The organism is Rhizobium sp. CB3171 (genome assembly GCF_029714265.1).
GTDB lineage: Bacteria > Pseudomonadota > Alphaproteobacteria > Rhizobiales > Rhizobiaceae > Rhizobium.
Window position 1 is genome coordinate 2604231 of sequence record NZ_CP121652.1, and the last position, 15959, is coordinate 2620189.

Sequence of the window (15959 nt, forward strand, 5' to 3'; positions counted from 1 at the left end):
GATTTACTTGCTCCCGGTCTTTTCGGTATGGCTGATCCGGTCGGCGAGACGGTCGAGCGTGCGTCGCATCGATTTCGCTTCTTCCTGCTGTGCCTCGATCCAGTCACGCAGCATCTGCTGCTCGTTGCGCATGTTTTTCACCAGGCCCTGGATGCCCTCAGCAAGGTTCGCCATCGCCGTCACCGAGCGTTGGCCACCGCCGCCTTCTTCCGCGATCTTGCGCAGATATTCCGAAAGCACCCGCACATCCTCGGAGGATGCGCCATTGGCGCCTTCGATCACGGGAGCGATATCGGAGCCGACATCGGTAACCGAGGAAAGCCAGTTTTCCAGTTCGGTATAGAAGCGGTTCTGCGCGCGGCCGGCCTGAAGGTCGAGAAAACCGAGGATCAGCGAGCCGGAAAGGCCGAGCAGCGAGGACGAGAACGCCGTGCCCATACCGACCAGCGGGCCGGAAAGGCCGGTCTTGAGGGCGCCAAGGATATCGCCGGTGTCGCCGGAGCCGACATCGAGGCTCTGGATGACATCGTTGATCGAGCCGATCGTGCCGATCAGACCCCAGAAGGTGCCGAGCAGGCCGAGGAAGACGAGCAGACCGATGAGATAGCGCGAAGTATCGCGCGATTCATCGAGACGGGTAGCGATGGAATCAAGGATTGAGCGCAGCGTCGCCGTCGACAACTGCATGCCGCGACGGTTGCCGATGAGCGCCCGCATGGGCGCCAGAAGCCGCGGATTGCGGCCGACCTTGTCGGCTGCATTGCCGACAGCACGGAAATGGTTGAACCAGCGAACTTCGGGCCTCAGCATCAGGACATGATTGAAGACCAGCAGAATGCCGACGGCCAGCACGCCAAGGATCAATCCGTTGAGACCGGGATTATGCAGGAAGGCGACTTGAGCCTGGCGAAACAGGATCGCCACAATAAAACCGACGATGACCAGGAAAAGGATCATCGTCCAAAAGAAGGCCATCGGGCTGGAGAGCTTGTAGGTATAGCTGCCCGACACATTGTCGGTCGACCCCAGATCCCCCAGATTCACATTTTCCATCGCACGCTTTGCCTCCGCATACTCCGCCCGCGGAGACTAGAGCAACATTGTGCCGAATTGAAGAGACGGAAAACACAAAACAAGCCATTGGCAACAGGCTGTTTTGCTGAAGGGCAGTTGCTGAAAGATCAGCTTTATTTTGTCGGGATAGGCCGCTTGACGACCTCGGCCAGCGCCTTTTGAATATGCTCGTTGCCGCAGATGATCGTGCCGGTACCGAGCATATCGGTGCCACCGTCGTAATCCAGGACGAAACCGCCGGCTTCGCGCACCAGCAGGATACCGGCCGCCATGTCCCAGGGCGACAGGCCCAATTCCCAGAAGCCGTCGAAACGGCCGGCTGCGACATAAGCGAGATCGAGTGCTGCCGAACCGAGACGGCGGATGCCGGCAACTTCGCCCATCACATGGCGCAGCTCGACTAGGAACTTGCCGTGATTGCCGCGGCCGAGATGCGGAACGCCGCAGCCAATGACGCAGTCCGACAGGACACGACGCGAGGCGACGCGCAGGCGGCGATCGTTGAGGAAGGCGCCACCGCCGCGCTCGGCGGTGTAGAGCTCGTCCGTCGCCGGATTGAAAACAACGCCGGCGACGATCTCACCATTGCGCTCCAGCGCGATCGAGATGGAGAACATCGGAATGCCGTGCAGGAAATTGGTCGTGCCGTCGAGCGGATCGACGATCCAGCGATGCGCGCCGTCGGTGCCCTTGATCTCTTCGCTTTCCTCGCCGAGGAAGCCATAGGTCGGCCGCGCCTTCAGCAGCTCGTCATGGATGATCTTCTGCGCCTTGAGATCTGCCTGGCTGACGAAATCGCCCGGTCCCTTCACCGAAACCTGCAGGTTCTGCACTTCGCCGAAATCGCGGCTGAGCGACTTGCCTGCCTTGAGGGCGGCCTGAACCATGACATTGAGAAGAGCAGAACGGGCCATCGGGCTTCCTTGGGTAAAATAGAAGGCACTGACCGGACCCGAAAGCAGGCCCCGGCGGAGCGGGATCGGCAGCGCAATAAAGATTGGCGGCCTCAAGACCACAAAATCGGGGGAATTTCAAGTACAGCGAGGCGGAAGGCCTGGTTTTCTCGTCGGGCCGACTTCGCAACACAGTCCGCGCCGATCAAATCGACGATTATCCGGCCTAGAATTTCTGCTGCGCCATCAGGATCTCGCGGGCGATCTGCTCGAGCGGCACGACACGGTCGACGCCACCGCGGGCGATCGCCTCCTTCGGCATGCCGAAAACGACGGAGGTCGCCTCGTCCTGGGCAACGGTATAGGCGCCGGCCTGTTTCATCTCGAACATGCCGCGCGCACCGTCGTCACCCATGCCGGTCATGATGATGCCCATGGCATTCGATCCGGCCGCCCGCGCCACCGAGCGGAAGAGGACATCGACTGACGGACGGTGGCGCGAGACCAGCGGTCCGGTCTTGACAGCCACATGGTAACGCGCGCCCTGCCGCTCCAGCATCATGTGGTTGTCGCCGGGGGCGATCAGCACATGGCCGCGCAGAACCGGATCGCCATCGGCCGCTTCCTTCACTTCCACTTCGCAGAGGCTGTTCAGCCGCTTGGCGAAGGCGGCGGTAAACCTCTCCGGCATGTGCTGCACGATGACCATGCCCGGCGCATTGGCGGGCAGCGCCTCCAACATTTGCCGCAGTGCCTCGGTGCCGCCTGTCGAGGCACCGACACAGACGACCATCTCGGTCGTCTTCGCCATGGCGCGGCCGGTCGGCGGCGGCAGCATGGCGTCGGCCGTCAGCTTCTTCGTCGGTCCCGAAGCGGATGCCGAACGCGCCTCAGCGCGGCGGACATTCGGCATCCTGGCATGCGAAGCGCTCTTGACCACCTCGCGGATGCGCATCGCCTCGTCGGCCAGATAATCGGCAGCGCCAATCCGCGGTTTCAGAATGATATCCACCGCGCCCGCTTCCAGGGCCTGCAGCAAAGTTTCCGAACCCGCCTCCGTCAGCGAGGAGCACATGACGACCGGGATCGGCCGCTGCGACATCAACTTGCGCAGGAAGGTGATGCCATCCATGCGCGGCATCTCGACATCCAGCGTAATGACATCGGGTACCTCCTCCTGGATCCGGCGGGCGGCCATGAAGGGATCGTTCGCCACCCCCATCACCTCGATCTCGGGGTCTTCAGACAAAAGCGCCGCCAGCGTTTGGCGTACGCTGGCGGAGTCATCGATGATCAGGACGCGGATTTTCTTTGGCATGAAGGCCTGCCTAAATTCGCTGGAAGACCGTGTTGGAAACCTGTTTCAGCGGCAGGTCAAAGCCGGTGATCGATTCCGAATGGCCGATGAACATATAGCCGCCGGGCACGAGACAATCGCAGAGACGCGAAAGGACGCCGGCCTGCGTCTGCTTGTCGAAATAGATGAGAACATTACGGCAGAAGATGATGTGCATGGCATCCCCCACCTGGTATTTCTCATCCATGAGGTTCAACCGGCCGAAGCCGATCGTCGAACGCAAACGCGGCGTGATGCGCACCTCCCGCCTACCCGGCACTTTGGCGGTCATCACATATTTGCGCTTCAGTTCCGCCGGAACCGGCAACACCATGTCGTCCGCGTAGATGCCGCTCCTGGCCGATTGCAGCACGTCGGTGCTGAGATCGGTCGCCAGGATTGCATAGTCGATGCGACCTTCGCTTTCGGAAAATTCCTCCATCACCATCGCCATCGAATAGGGCTCCGCCCCTGTCGAGCAGGCAGCACTCCACGCGCGCAGGCGGCGATGGCCGGCGCGCATCAGCGCCGGCAAGGCCACAGTCTGCATGAACTCGAAATGTTTGGCCTCGCGGAAGAAATCGGTCTTGTTGGTCGTCACTGCATCGATGAGATAGACAGTCTCCTGTTCCAAGCCGCCATGGTTGAACAAGAAATCGCAATAATCGTCGAACGACGTGATGTTGGTGGCGCGCAGGCGCCGCCGCAGCCGCCCCTCCAGCATCGTCAGTTTCGTCGACGGCATCTTGATGCCGCTGTAGTCATAGATGAAACGCGCCAGCTTCTCGAAATTCCGCGTGCTGATGCGGTCACCGATGATTTGGCTCTCCTGAACGGCAACCGTTCCCATTCACCCACCCCCTTACGAATTCTTATGCGGCATGGCCGGCGCGATGCGGATCGAGCGCGACGGTGTCTTCCCGCGACAGCAAGCGGGCGAGATCGACGATGACGACGAAACCATTCTCCCGGCGCACGACGCCGGCGATGTAGTCGGAACGCCAGCGTACGCCGATATCGGGGGCCGCTTCGATCTGGCCATGCCGAAAGGGCGTCACCTCGAAGACGCGGTCGGCGACCAGGCCGAGCGTCAGCACCTTGGCCTCCATCGGAATATCCAGCACCAGCACACGGGTATGCGGGGTCGGAACGGTCTTGGTAAGACCGAGCTTCAGCCGGAGATCGATGGTCGGCACACCCTGCCCACGCACATCGCGCAGGCCGAGCAGGTAATCCGGTCCGTTGGGGATCTTGAAAGCCTCGGCATAATCGAGGATTTCGCGGACCACTTCGACCGCTACGGCGAAGACTTCCTCGCCGAGGCTGAAGGTGACGAATTGCGCTTCCAGAGCAGGTGAAGCCATGGTCATGCACTTTCCTTGAATTCGGCGTCGGCATCATCCGGGCCGCCCATGGAGAGATCGAGGGCAAAGCCCTTGAGACGCGCTTGCTGCGCCTGAACGGAGGCGGGTTTCGCCGCTTTCGCCTGACGAGCGACCGCAGCCGGAGCCCGGTCGGTCGTCTTGGCCGCAACAACACTGTGCTGGCGATTGGCCGATGTTTCGACCTTGAAGAAGGCGATCGAAGCTTGCAGCTCTTCAGCCTGGGCGGCCAGTTCTTCCGAAGTGGCCGACATCTCTTCCGAGGCACCGGCATTCTGCTGCGTCACCTTGTCGAGCTGCTGGATCGCTTCGTTGATCTGGGCGGCACCGATATCCTGCTCGCGGCAGGCGGCGCTGATCTCGGAGACGAGTTCGGCGGTCTTGCGGATATCCGGCACCAGACGGCCGAGCATCTCGCCGGCTTCCGCGGCGGCCTTGACGGTATCGCTCGACATCGAGCTGATCTCGGCGGCGGCCGACTGGCTGCGTTCGGCAAGCTTGCGCACTTCCGAGGCGACGACCGCAAAGCCCTTGCCATGCTCGCCGGCACGAGCCGCTTCGACGGCCGCATTCAAAGCGAGCAGATCGGTCTGGCGGGCGATCTCCTGCACGATGCCGATCTTTTCGGCGATCGTGCGCATGGCGCTGACGGCGCGGGTGACGGCATCGCCGCTTGCTTCCGCATCCCTGGCCGACTGACGGGCAATCTTTTCCGTCTGGGCGGCATTGTCGGCATTCTGCTTGATGTTGGCCGCCATCTGCTCCATCGAAGCCGAAGCCTCTTCAGCCGAAGCCGCCTGCTCGGTTGCGCCTTGAGACACCTGCTCCGAGCTTGCCGAAAGCTGCTGGCTACCCGAGGAGACGTTGTCCGCCGCACCCAGAGCATCGGCAACCACGCCGCGCAGACGTTCAACCATCTGCTCCAGCGCCAGGCCGAGCACATCCTTGTCGGAAAGCGGCTTCGGCGTCACCGTCAGGTCTCCGTCGGAAATCTGCGTGGCGATATCGGAGGTGGCGCGCAAGTTGGCGACCATGCTCTGCATTGCCAGACCGAGAACGTCCTTGTCGGAGAGCGGCTTCACGGCAACGGAAAGATCGCCCATGGCGATGCGGTCCGCCACGCCGGCGGTGATGCGCAGGTTCGATGTCATGACATTGACGGTATCGATCAGATCCTTGATCTCGTCATTGGTCCTGACCTCGACCTTCTGATCAAGGTCGCCGAGCGCCACCGCCTTGGCGATGTTGGACACCTTGGTCAGGCCGCGATTGATCCCGAGCGTAATCCAGAAGGCTGCGCTCAATGCAATGATCAACGCGACGGCGGAGGCGATCGCCAGGATCATCAGCGTGTCTTCATAGAGAAGGTCGCCGCCCGCATCCGTGGCCGCCAACTCCTTTTTCTGGATGTCGACCAGCTTGTTGATCACGTCGGTCATCTGATTGTTCAGGTCGCTCAGCTCGCCGTCCGAAAGCGCCTCGGCGCCGGCGTGATCGCCCTTGGCCTCGAGGGCCTGCAAGTCGGTGGAACGCTGGCGGAAGGTCTGGCCAAGCGATATCAATTTCTCCCAAAGCGGCTTGCCTTCCGCCGCCGAGGCAGCGAGACCCTCCTGGGCTTGTGAGAACATGGTGTCCAGATGAGTGCTGGACTCCTTATAAAAGGCGGTTTCCGCCTCACCGCTGGATATGAGCGCATCTTTCTGCGCACGAACGGCTTCAACTGCGGCAATGTTGGCGTCGAGCGCCAGTTGCAGCCGTTTGACCGGTCCCTCGGTCATCTCGTTGCTGGCGTCGTTGAGGTGACCGAGACTGATGCTGCCGTAGACCGCTATGCCAATCAAAAGCAGCGTCATGGTGCCGAAGGCGAGGCCTAATTTCAGTTTGATGGAAAAGCGCATGTCCTATCCCCAGAGATAAAGAGGCAAATGAGTATTGCGGAACGGCGTCACCGTTTGACAGCGTCGTACCGATAAAGAGAGCCGTCGAACCGGGGAAAGCGATCCATTCACCTCCCCGTCACTGGACATCTCAAGAACCACGACGCCAACGCATACACACGTTGGGGATATCAGAACGCCGGGACCATGACGGTCCCGGCGGAGGTCTCGAAGAAGCGCTCAGGCGCTTTCGCGGAAATCCGCGTCGCCGGCATCCGGGCCACCCATGGAAAGATCGAGGGCAAAACCCTTGGCCCGGGCCTGCTGGGCAGCGACGGTCTGCACGGAATTTACCGCGGCAGACGTGGCACGGCGGTTGGCAGCCGGCGCAGCGGCAGCCTTGTGACCGACCTTGGCGGGCAACTTCCTGGCCGTGACTTTGCTGCCTGCCGTATCGACCTTGAAGAAGGCAATAGAGGCCTGCAGCTCTTCAGCCTGCGCTGCCAGCTCTTCCGAAGTGGCCGACATCTCTTCCGAGGCACCGGCATTCTGCTGCGTGACCTTGTCGAGCTGCTGGATCGCTTCGTTGATCTGGGCGGCACCGATGTCCTGCTCGCGGCAGGCGGCGCTGATCTCGGAGACGAGTTCGGCGGTCTTGCGGATATCCGGCACCAGACGGCCGAGCATCTCGCCGGCTTCCGCGGCAGCCTTGACGGTATCGCTCGACATCGAGCTGATCTCGGCAGCAGCCGATTGGCTGCGTTCGGCAAGCTTGCGCACTTCCGAGGCGACAACCGCAAAGCCCTTGCCATGTTCGCCGGCACGAGCCGCTTCGACGGCCGCGTTCAAAGCGAGCAGATCAGTCTGGCGGGCGATCTCCTGCACGATGCCGATCTTTTCGGCGATCGTGCGCATGGCGCTGACGGCGCGGGTGACGGCATCGCCGCTTGCTTCCGCATCCCTGGCCGACTGGCGGGCAATCTTTTCCGTTTGGGCGGCATTGTCGGCATTCTGCTTGATGTTGGCCGCCATCTGCTCCATCGAAGCTGAGGCCTCTTCGGCCGAAGCCGCCTGCTCGGTCGCACCCTGCGACACCTGCTCCGAGCTTGCCGAAAGCTGCTGGCTGCCCGAGGAGACATTGTCCGCCGCACCCAGCGCATCGGCAACCACGCCGCGCAGACGTTCGATCATGACATTGACGTTGCCGAGCAATGCGCCGATTTCGTCGTGATTGGTGATTTCCGCCGTCTTGGTCAGATCGCCCTCGGCAACTTCTCGAACGACGGTATTGGCGCGGGCGAGACCCTTGCTGATCGTGTTTGCGATCCAAAACGCGGTCACGGCTGCAATCAGCAGCGCTACACCTGCGGCAACGAGCATCGTCAGGCGGGTGCCGGCATATTGCACATCGGCGCCGTCGTCCGCTTCCTTCATTTTCTGCTTCTCGGTGGCGAGCAGAGCTTCGAGAGCCTTGTCGATCTCGTTGGCGGCCCGGCGGGCATCGGTAACGGAGATGTTGCTTGCGCCTTCCTTGTCGCCTGCCTTCAGCAGTTGCCGAATCTGGTCGTCGGCCTGGATGAACTTCGTTGCGATGGCTTCGACGGAGTCCCAATGAGCGCGGCTTTCTTCGGTAGCGACCTTGTCCACGGCCGCCAAGGTGTCGGCAAGCTGCTTGCGTGCCACGTCGCCGGCAGCGAGCGCAGCCTTGGCTTCATCGTCGCTGTGGGCCGCAAGAAGGTTCTTCTGCTGACGGATGACCTGGAGCTGGGAGATGTTGACCTGCTGTGTCAACTCCAGTCGCTCCACGGGGCCTTCGAGCACGTTGCTGATGGTATCGTTGAAAGCGCTGAGGCTCATGAGGCCGTAGCCGGCCGTGCCTATCAGCATGAGGATGATGAAGGCGAACGCCCCCACCAGCTTGGCTTTTATCGTTAGACGCATAGTCTTGCTTCCCTCGAAAATTCGGCCGCGGCAATGGTCAGGCGGAAAGCGCCTTGTTTCGCCGGGCGGAAAAAATCGCCTGCAGATTGGGGAGAATGATGAATTCCCCTCCGCGCTTGACCAGGCAGTTGATGTAGTCGGGACGCCAACGCATCCCCACGCTAGGCGGTGCTTCACTGGAAGCTTTTGCAAGTGTGGTGACTTCATTCACCTTGTCGGTCCGCAGACCCACGAGCGTGGGTTCATCCTGCAGGTCAAGTTCGATAACGATGATACGGCTATCGATAGTCGCTTCCGCCGCTTCCATGCCGAAAGCGAGACGGAGATCGGCAAGGGGGATCACCTTGCCGCGAAAGTTGATGACGCTGCCCACGAAGGGCTGGCTGCCGGGAACGGCGGTTTCCGGCAGAATGTCCAGGATTTCCTGAACCATGACCGCCTCGAGGGCGAAGGTTTCACCGGCAAGATCGAAGGTCAGAACTTCGACCTCGCCGTTTTCATTCCAATGAGTGCCATTCCAGAGATTGTCGGATTTCCTGGCTTTTCCGCTCATCCCGCTGCACGCAGATGCGCCTCCTGTTGCTGGCCGGCCGCGACCAGATGCACGACATCGAGAATGAGGGCGACGCTGCCGTCACCAAGGATCGTAGCCCCGGAGAAATGCGCGACGTCATTGTGCAGCTTCGACATGGATTTGATCACCGTCTGGTGGTCGCCGATGATCTGATCGACCACCAGGCCGACCCGCTCCGTGCCGGTCGAGATGACGACGACCTTCTGATGCACGTCCGGCTTGGTGCCGGTGCGGAATACGTCCCGCAACCGCAGGAAAGGCACCAGGCTGTCGCGCAGCGAAATGAAACTGCGGCCACGCGAGCGCAGGTCCTCTTCCAGCGACAATTCCAGGCATTCCTCGACCGCCGACAGCGGAATGACGTAGCGCCCGGCGCCGACGCGCACGAGCAGACCGTCGATGATGGCGAGCGTCAGCGGAATGCGCAACGATACATCGGACCCCTGCCCCGGCAGGCTGACGATATCGATGGTGCCACGTAGCGTTTCCACCGTCTGCTTCACCACATCCATGCCGACGCCGCGGCCGGAAAGATTGGTGATCTGCGCCGCCGTCGAAAATCCGGGCGCGAAGATGAGCTGCAGGAGCTCGGCATCGCTGAGCTGCTGACCCGGCTGGATCAACCCGGACGATTCCGCCTTGGCGCGAACGCGCTCTCGATTGATACCGCGGCCGTCGTCCTTGATCGAGATGATGACTTCGCCACCCGATTGCCGGGCCGACAATATAATAGTTCCAGCTTCGGCCTTGCCGGCAGGAAGACGCTCTTCCGGCGGCTCAAGGCCATGATCGATGGAATTGCGCACCAGATGCACCAACGGATCCGCAAGCCGCTCGATCACGGTCTTGTCGACCTCCGTCGTCTCGCCTTCGGTGACGAGCTCGATGACCTTGCCGGTCTCTCGCGCCAGATCATGCACCAGGCGGCGGAAACGGTTGAAGAGGCTTGCGACCGGCACCATGCGCAGCACCATCATCGTATCGCGCAACTCGCCGGACAAGCGCTCGATCTCTTCCGATACCGATCTCAGCCCGATATCGGCGCTGGCACTGGCCAACTGGCTTAGGCGCGATTGTGCGATGACCAGTTCGCCGACACGGTCCATAAGTTCATCGAGACGCAAAGCCGGAACGCGAACGCTTTCGGCAGCCTTTGCCTGTCGCTGGTCGGCAACCGGCGCTGCAGGTGCCGCCACTTCCCGTTTGACCGGGACAATTTCGGCAGCCGCCGGCGCGGCGGGAGCAACGACCGCCTGCGGGGCAGCCGAAACGGCGGGCTCATCCGGCGTTGCAGCAACTGCATTGCCATCGATTTCCTCGACATCAAGCTGCATGTCGTCCATGACGAAGATGAAAACATCGTCGATGGCCGACCGCGGCTGCTCGGTCGTAACAGTGACATCCCAGGAAAGATGCAATTCCGTAGGCACCAGCGCGCTCAGCGGCGGAATGGCCGAGGTGTTGGCGAGGATGCGGCATTCGCCGAGATCGCGCAGCTCATCCAGCAACCCTAGCGGATTGGTGCCGTTGATCATCGCGTTCTGTGGCAGGCTGAAACGAATGCGCCAGGTCTTTCGCTTGTCCGTCACAACAGGCGCAGTCACGGCGACGGCCTCAACCGGCTTTGCAGCATCGCCGGCGCCGCCGACTGCTGCATGCAATTGCGCCAGAAGACGTTGGCTGGTGGCTTCGTGATTGCCGTTGGGATCGTCGACTAGGGCGCGCATATGGTCCTGCGCGTCGAGAACGGCGGCGACGAGCTCGGCCGTTGCCGGCGCCTGGCCCTTACGGACGCGGTCGAAGGCGGTTTCGCAATGATGGGTGAAGCCGGCGAGCGCATCGAAGCCGAACATGGAGCCCGAACCCTTCAGTGTATGAAGGCCCCGGAACACGGCATCGATCAAAGCCTTGTCATCGAGCTGATGCGTGAGATCCAAAAGGCCTGCCTCGATCTGCTCCAGGCATTCTGCAGCCTCGGTACGGAAGACAGCAATTGGATCGAGCGAGTTCATCTGCCCAGCACTTTCTTGGTGATTTTGACGAGATTTTCCGGATCGAAAGGCTTGGTCAGCCAGCCGGTGGCGCCGGCGGCCTTGGCGCGCGCCTTGAGATCAGCATCGGATTCCGTCGTCAGGAAGATGATCGGAACGCCCATGTGAGCCGGCAGCTTGCGCAGCTCCTCGATCATGGTCAGTCCGTCCATGACGGGCATGTTGAGATCGGTCACGATGAGATCGAAGTGCCCGGCCTTGGCCTTATCCAGGCCTTCGGCACCATTCTCCGCCTCGGTGACCTCGTAACCGGCATTGGTCAGCGTCACCTTGGTCGTCAGACGGATGCTGGCGGAATCATCGACAGTCAAAATCTTCGCACTCATGAATGTACCTCTTTATGGAGCCAGAATTGCGCATCCTCCGCCGTAAAGGCGTCGACGAACCCGCCCCTCTGCAAGACTTTCAAAACAGAACCGCTAGCCGGCGAAGAAAGACGAAGTGTTTTGCCGGAGGCCTTCGCCTCCATCCTTGCCGACTCGACCAATTGCACGAAGCTCAAATCGGCTTCCGCATCGTCGGCGACTTCCAGGACAAGCATTTTGCCGTCCCGAAGCTTCAAAGTCATACTTTGATAAATTTCGGAAATGTTCCTGATGCTCAGGATATTCGGCAGGGAAATAGATTCGGAATATTTATCATCCATTTCAAATCTGGCCCCGCTACCAAACGAATACTTGAGCAATAACTATTGAATCTCATGTCAGCCTTAAGAGGGAGTAAACACAGGTTGTATAATTCGTCGTTTCAGGGGATGTGAATTCTCACCTGGCATAAATGACCACTCAAATTTTACGATGAAAATATGATTGGGATTCAGGCGGTTAAATCGAATAGATCAAAACACGCACTTTCCGGTGAGTGAATATTAACGCTGCCGGGGAAAGTCTGGCATGCAACGCCCACGAGTCCGGAGAATTTACCGGAATTTTCCATCCCACATTTAAGAGTTGAGTCAAACAGGCCTTTTTCCAAGTAAAGGGACAGACATGACATACGCAACAGCGCTGGCACGCCGCATCGACCGCCCACGGGGATTCCCGCAGGCCATGGATGTCAGCCGCACCCTGGAAGCGGCGCGCAGCGAGGTTGAGAAACGCTTTCTCGACGGCGGCGCTGTTCTCCTGTCCGTCATGGAGGTTCTGAACCAACTCCTGTCATCCCTCGACAGGTTGACCAAGGCGCTCGACAGCGATGGCGCCAGCGACACTACCACCGATCTGTTGCAGACGGTGAGCGGCCTGTCCGACCTGCCCGGACTTGAGGTCAGGCGTCAGCAGAATTTCGCCGTTCTGGCTGAGGCCGGCACCAAGCTGCATGCCCATGTCACCGATATGCAGGAGACCATGCGTTACCTGCGTACCTTCGCCGTCACGGTGAAGATCACCGGTGCGGGCATTGCCGAATTTGCCGGTTTTGCCGAGGAAATTCTGGAGCGCATTCACTCCGGCACCGATGAAGTCAACACCTTCGCCCAGCAGCTCGGCGCCCTCGAACGCGAGTTGAAGGTCGCCATGGGCTTTGGCGCCACCACCGCGAAGGCGTATGACCGCAACGTTCCGCAAGTGGTAGCAGCACTGGAAAAGGATGCCCGCACCATCGCTGCTCACCGTAAAGAACTCGCTGTGATCGCCGCCGAAGTTGGCGCTATCGCCCGCGGAGTGCAAAGCAAGGTCGCGACCACCCTTTCGGCTCTGCAAATCGGCGACATTACCCGCCAGCGCATCGAGCACATACAAAGCGCCTTTGCTTTTCTGGAAGAATTTCTCGCAAGCGATGAGGGCAGCAAGCTCGATACCGATGCCCGCCAGCGGCTCGAAAATGTCATTCATCACCTGACGGCGGCACAAATGCGCGACATGGTCACGGACTTCCAGCGGGAGTCCGGTAGCGTCGTCAAGACGATCGCCAGCTTCAGCCATGACACGCAGGAAATCCTGAAGCTGCGCGACGCCATGAAGCCCGACGGCAGAAGCGGCGACGGCAATGTGCTGCGCGCACTGGAACAGAGCGTCTCCGCCGCCCACACGATCGTCAAACAGGTCGAAACAGCCCGCATTCAGGCCGATGGCATCAGCCAGTCGACGCTCGGCACGGCCTCGAACCTGTTGCACCGCATCGAGACCATCCGCGCCGTCAAGACCGACATCCACTACATGGCGCTTAACACCAATCTGCGCTGCAGCCGCATGGGTGAAGAAGGCCGTTCGATTAACGTCGTCACCGCCGAACTACGTATCTTTGCGGCAAAGCTCGATGAATCCGCTGACGCGATCGTCTCCGGCCTCGCATCTCTCGAAACGGCAGCCGGCAACGTCACCTCAGGCCAGGAGGCCTCAGACTATCGATTGGACGAGAGGCTGATCTCGGCCGTCGACACCATCCGCGCCGCCGCCAATATCATGGATGGCGAATTGGAAACCCTCTCGGCGCATGGCCGTGAAGTGGCAAACAAGATTATGCTGTCGATCGGCAAGCTCGACTTCCAGCGCGACCTCGGCGAAACCTTGGCAAATTGTGCCGATACGCTCGAAGACATGGCCGGCAGCGATATGGCCGATGTCAGCGATTTGGAAGAAATCATCGCGCCGCTCAGCGCCCGCATCTTTAAGACCTACACGATGGCGCAGGAACGCAACGTCCATCGCGATATCATCGCCATGGACGTTAGAGCGGCACCGATTGCGGCAGCGCCGGTCAAATCAGACGACGAAGATCTTTTCGCGGATGCTTTGTTCTAGCGGGATTGGCTTTCACGTAGAGCGCCATGCGTTCAAATAAACGCTGCGCGCTAAGCATTACTGCGACCTGCGAAACTTGTTCGCGGCGTCGATCGCGGCCTTTTGCTGATAGTCCTCGATGCCCTGGTAAAAATCCTCGAGCTCCGGATCTTTGAGACCGGCGCGGCGCGAGATGACATACCAGGTGGCCGCGGCGACCGGATCCTGCTTCGTGCCGAGCGCGTTGATATAGAGATGCGCCAGCTTGTTCTGCGCGACCACGTTGCCGCGATAGGCGGCGACCTTCATCCAGTTGAAACCGTTCTCCAGGTCCTGCTTGCCGCCGATCCCGTTGATCAGCCAAATGCCCATGTCGAGTTGGGCGGTGTCGAACCCCGCATTGGCGGCGCGCGACAGCCATTCACGGGCCTGTTCCTTCTTCTCCTGCGGCAGGTCGGGCAGATTGAGATAGAGCTGAGAGACGGCATATTGCGCATCGGCAATGCCCTGCTGCGCCGCATTTTCATAATATGGGAGAGCCATCTGCAGGCCCTTGATGCCTGGATTGTCCGCCGTCAGGCTCTGCCCCCAGTTGAATTCGGCGGATGCCTGGCCGGCATCGGCCGCCTTCTTCATCCATTCGTCCGCCTTCTTCTCGTCGCGCGGCACGTCGCGCCCTTCCATTAGGAGCAACGCGTATTTGAACATCGATGTCGCATCGCCGCCCTCGGCCGCCTTGCCATACCAGAAGGCAGCGTCCTTGGTGTCGCGTTTGACGCCGAGGCCCTGCGACATCAGTTCTGCAAGCAGGGTCTGCGCCGCGGGATCACCGAGCTGCGCCCGCGGCAAGGCTTTCTGGAACGCGGTCAGGTAATAGCCGCGCTGGAAAGCGCCATAAGCTTCGTCGACCTTGCCGGTAAAGGGCTTTTCCGGCGGCAGGTCGGGCAGCTTCGCGCCCATGCGATCAAAGACGCCGACACCCTGGGAAGGCTTGATGGCATCGTCGGCTTTCGGCTCGGCGCCGGGCCCGACCTTCTCCGTCTTGAAAGTGCCGACGGTGGCATTCAATGGCCGCGTCACCACGCTATCATTTTGTGCCGGCGCGCTATCGTCCGGCGCCGCAGTCTCATCCGGCTGCGCAGCATCGTCGGATTGTCCGCTATCGGTGGGCCTGCTGCCCTTTTCCGGCTGTGTCGTAATGCCGGGCAGCGACGTATCGCTGTTGTTCGATTGGGCCACCGCCAGCGGCGGCAATGCCGTCAGCCCAACGGCGAGCGCAGCAACAAAGAAACGGTGACGGAATCGAGGCGTGAGCGACATGGATTGCTATCAATCTTCAAACCGTGGCGCTTTTTCGTCGAGAAGCGCATTCACTTCCGCAACGATGGACGGCGCCGCCGAAGGGTCGGCAAAAACGGCCGTGCGCAGCGCCACGAATTCGGCGCCCGACAAAGCCACCTCCAACGCCGATTTCGGATCGGTGCCACCCATGACGATGCAGGGAATCTCGATCATCGAGGCCCACCATTCGCCGAGTGCGACGTTTTTCGGATGCGCCTCCGGCTTGATGTCGCCGTCGAGCTTGCCGAAGAAGATATAGTCGGGACGCAGTTCGCCGATCTCCAGCGCATTGTGCCTGTCCGTGGCGCTGCCACCGCCGACGATCAGCTTCGGCACGAATTTCTCGACCGCCTCGGTGAATTCGGCAAGATTGCCGGTAATGTGCAACCCGTCGGCCTTGGCGCGGCCCGCGACACGGCTATCTCCGGCAATCAACGCCGCAGCACCCGCCGCCTGCAACACCGGCACCAGCTTTTCCGCATGCTTCTGAAAGGTGCTGTCGTCGAGCCCATATTGCGGAATGATCACCGACGCCACATCCCCGCCTCGCAACGCGTCAGCCACCGCCTTCGCCTGCTCCTCCATATCGGCGATATCGGGAACGATGAGAACAAGGCGGCAGCGATCTTCGGGCACGGTCATGCAAGCTTCCATATTTGCGTTCATTTATCAGGGATGGCGCACCCATTCGATGCTTGTGAGTAAATCCGTTAGCACTTGCTGACAAGGGGAAACAGACGCTGATCTGCGCATTGCCCGCCCGACAACGG

The 15959-nt window shown here is 60.7% G+C and carries 14 protein-coding genes; 1 reads left to right on the forward strand and 13 read right to left on the reverse strand.

Features of this window, described 5'->3' with window-relative positions:
• Positions 1 to 3 precede the first annotated feature (3 nt).
• The 11 genes from QA648_RS12730 to QA648_RS12780 form a co-directional block, all read right to left on the reverse strand.
• Positions 4 to 1053, reverse strand: a complete 1050-nt coding sequence (locus QA648_RS12730) for a flagellar motor protein MotA (protein ID WP_283047294.1) — start codon at positions 1051 to 1053, stop codon at positions 4 to 6.
• Positions 1054 to 1187: 134 nt separating this feature from the next.
• Positions 1188 to 1988 carry an inositol monophosphatase family protein gene (locus QA648_RS12735; RefSeq protein ID WP_283047296.1) on the reverse strand — a complete coding sequence of 267 codons (801 nt, stop codon included), beginning with the start codon at positions 1986 to 1988 and terminating at the stop codon, positions 1188 to 1190.
• A gap of 205 nt (positions 1989 to 2193) precedes the next feature.
• Complete coding sequence (locus tag QA648_RS12740; protein WP_283047298.1) at positions 2194 to 3285, reverse strand: chemotaxis response regulator protein-glutamate methylesterase; 1092 nt, start codon at positions 3283 to 3285, stop codon at positions 2194 to 2196.
• 10 nt (positions 3286 to 3295) lie between these two features.
• Entirely contained in the window at positions 3296 to 4153 is an 858-nt protein-coding gene (locus QA648_RS12745; RefSeq protein ID WP_283047300.1) for a CheR family methyltransferase, read from the reverse strand.
• Positions 4154 to 4175: 22 nt separating this feature from the next.
• A complete protein-coding gene (locus tag QA648_RS12750) occupies positions 4176 to 4673 on the reverse strand; it encodes a chemotaxis protein CheW (protein WP_199773485.1) in 498 nt (165 codons plus the stop codon).
• Complete coding sequence (locus tag QA648_RS12755) at positions 4670 to 6583, reverse strand: methyl-accepting chemotaxis protein (protein ID WP_283047302.1); 1914 nt, start codon at positions 6581 to 6583, stop codon at positions 4670 to 4672. The genes QA648_RS12750 and QA648_RS12755 overlap by 4 nt, the downstream gene beginning before the upstream one ends.
• Positions 6584 to 6802: 219 nt before the next feature.
• Positions 6803 to 8503 carry a methyl-accepting chemotaxis protein gene (locus QA648_RS12760; protein ID WP_283047303.1) on the reverse strand — a complete coding sequence of 567 codons (1701 nt, stop codon included), beginning with the start codon at positions 8501 to 8503 and terminating at the stop codon, positions 6803 to 6805.
• Between the two features lie 37 nt (positions 8504 to 8540).
• Entirely contained in the window at positions 8541 to 9056 is a 516-nt protein-coding gene (locus QA648_RS12765; RefSeq protein ID WP_245463893.1) for a chemotaxis protein CheW, read from the reverse strand.
• Positions 9053 to 11089 carry a chemotaxis protein CheA gene (locus tag QA648_RS12770; protein ID WP_283047304.1) on the reverse strand — a complete coding sequence of 679 codons (2037 nt, stop codon included), beginning with the start codon at positions 11087 to 11089 and terminating at the stop codon, positions 9053 to 9055. The genes QA648_RS12765 and QA648_RS12770 overlap by 4 nt, the downstream gene beginning before the upstream one ends.
• Positions 11086 to 11454 (reverse strand): response regulator, encoded by a 369-nt coding sequence (locus QA648_RS12775; protein WP_104824208.1) that lies wholly within the window; start codon positions 11452 to 11454, stop codon positions 11086 to 11088. Before QA648_RS12775 ends, QA648_RS12770 begins: the two co-directional genes overlap by 4 nt.
• Positions 11451 to 11774, reverse strand: coding sequence for an STAS domain-containing protein (locus QA648_RS12780; RefSeq protein WP_283047307.1), 324 nt, complete (start codon positions 11772 to 11774; stop codon positions 11451 to 11453). The genes QA648_RS12775 and QA648_RS12780 overlap by 4 nt, the downstream gene beginning before the upstream one ends.
• Before the next feature lie 403 nt (positions 11775 to 12177).
• Here QA648_RS12780 and QA648_RS12785 point away from each other — a divergent pair, with 403 nt between their 5' ends.
• Positions 12178 to 13869, forward strand: a complete 1692-nt coding sequence (locus tag QA648_RS12785; protein ID WP_283051322.1) for a chemotaxis protein — start codon at positions 12178 to 12180, stop codon at positions 13867 to 13869.
• A gap of 57 nt (positions 13870 to 13926) precedes the next feature.
• Here the strand turns inward: QA648_RS12785 and QA648_RS12790 are convergent, their stop codons facing one another.
• The gene (locus QA648_RS12790; RefSeq protein ID WP_283047308.1) at positions 13927 to 15168 is read right to left on the reverse strand and encodes a tetratricopeptide repeat protein; all 1242 of its coding nucleotides are present in this window, start codon (positions 15166 to 15168) and stop codon (positions 13927 to 13929) included.
• Between the two features lie 9 nt (positions 15169 to 15177).
• The gene (locus QA648_RS12795; RefSeq protein ID WP_283047309.1) at positions 15178 to 15831 is read right to left on the reverse strand and encodes a thiamine phosphate synthase; all 654 of its coding nucleotides are present in this window, start codon (positions 15829 to 15831) and stop codon (positions 15178 to 15180) included.
• Positions 15832 to 15959 lie beyond the last annotated feature (128 nt).

Coding starts and splice junctions, on each gene's coding strand:
- QA648_RS12765 (WP_245463893.1), bottom strand. CDS start 9,056: ATGAGCGGAAAAGCCAGGAAATCCGACAATCTCTGGAATGGCACTCAT.
- QA648_RS12760 (WP_283047303.1), bottom strand. CDS start 8,503: ATGCGTCTAACGATAAAAGCCAAGCTGGTGGGGGCGTTCGCCTTCATC.
- QA648_RS12790 (WP_283047308.1), bottom strand. CDS start 15,168: ATGTCGCTCACGCCTCGATTCCGTCACCGTTTCTTTGTTGCTGCGCTC.
- QA648_RS12740 (WP_283047298.1), bottom strand. CDS start 3,285: ATGCCAAAGAAAATCCGCGTCCTGATCATCGATGACTCCGCCAGCGTA.
- QA648_RS12775 (WP_104824208.1), bottom strand. CDS start 11,454: ATGAGTGCGAAGATTTTGACTGTCGATGATTCCGCCAGCATCCGTCTG.
- QA648_RS12755 (WP_283047302.1), bottom strand. CDS start 6,583: ATGCGCTTTTCCATCAAACTGAAATTAGGCCTCGCCTTCGGCACCATG.
- QA648_RS12735 (WP_283047296.1), bottom strand. CDS start 1,988: ATGGCCCGTTCTGCTCTTCTCAATGTCATGGTTCAGGCCGCCCTCAAG.
- QA648_RS12770 (WP_283047304.1), bottom strand. CDS start 11,089: ATGAACTCGCTCGATCCAATTGCTGTCTTCCGTACCGAGGCTGCAGAA.
- QA648_RS12795 (WP_283047309.1), bottom strand. CDS start 15,831: ATGACCGTGCCCGAAGATCGCTGCCGCCTTGTTCTCATCGTTCCCGAT.
- QA648_RS12780 (WP_283047307.1), bottom strand. CDS start 11,774: ATGGATGATAAATATTCCGAATCTATTTCCCTGCCGAATATCCTGAGC.
- QA648_RS12745 (WP_283047300.1), bottom strand. CDS start 4,153: ATGGGAACGGTTGCCGTTCAGGAGAGCCAAATCATCGGTGACCGCATC.
- QA648_RS12785 (WP_283051322.1), top strand. CDS start 12,178: ATGGATGTCAGCCGCACCCTGGAAGCGGCGCGCAGCGAGGTTGAGAAA.
- QA648_RS12730 (WP_283047294.1), bottom strand. CDS start 1,053: ATGGAAAATGTGAATCTGGGGGATCTGGGGTCGACCGACAATGTGTCG.
- QA648_RS12750 (WP_199773485.1), bottom strand. CDS start 4,673: ATGACCATGGCTTCACCTGCTCTGGAAGCGCAATTCGTCACCTTCAGC.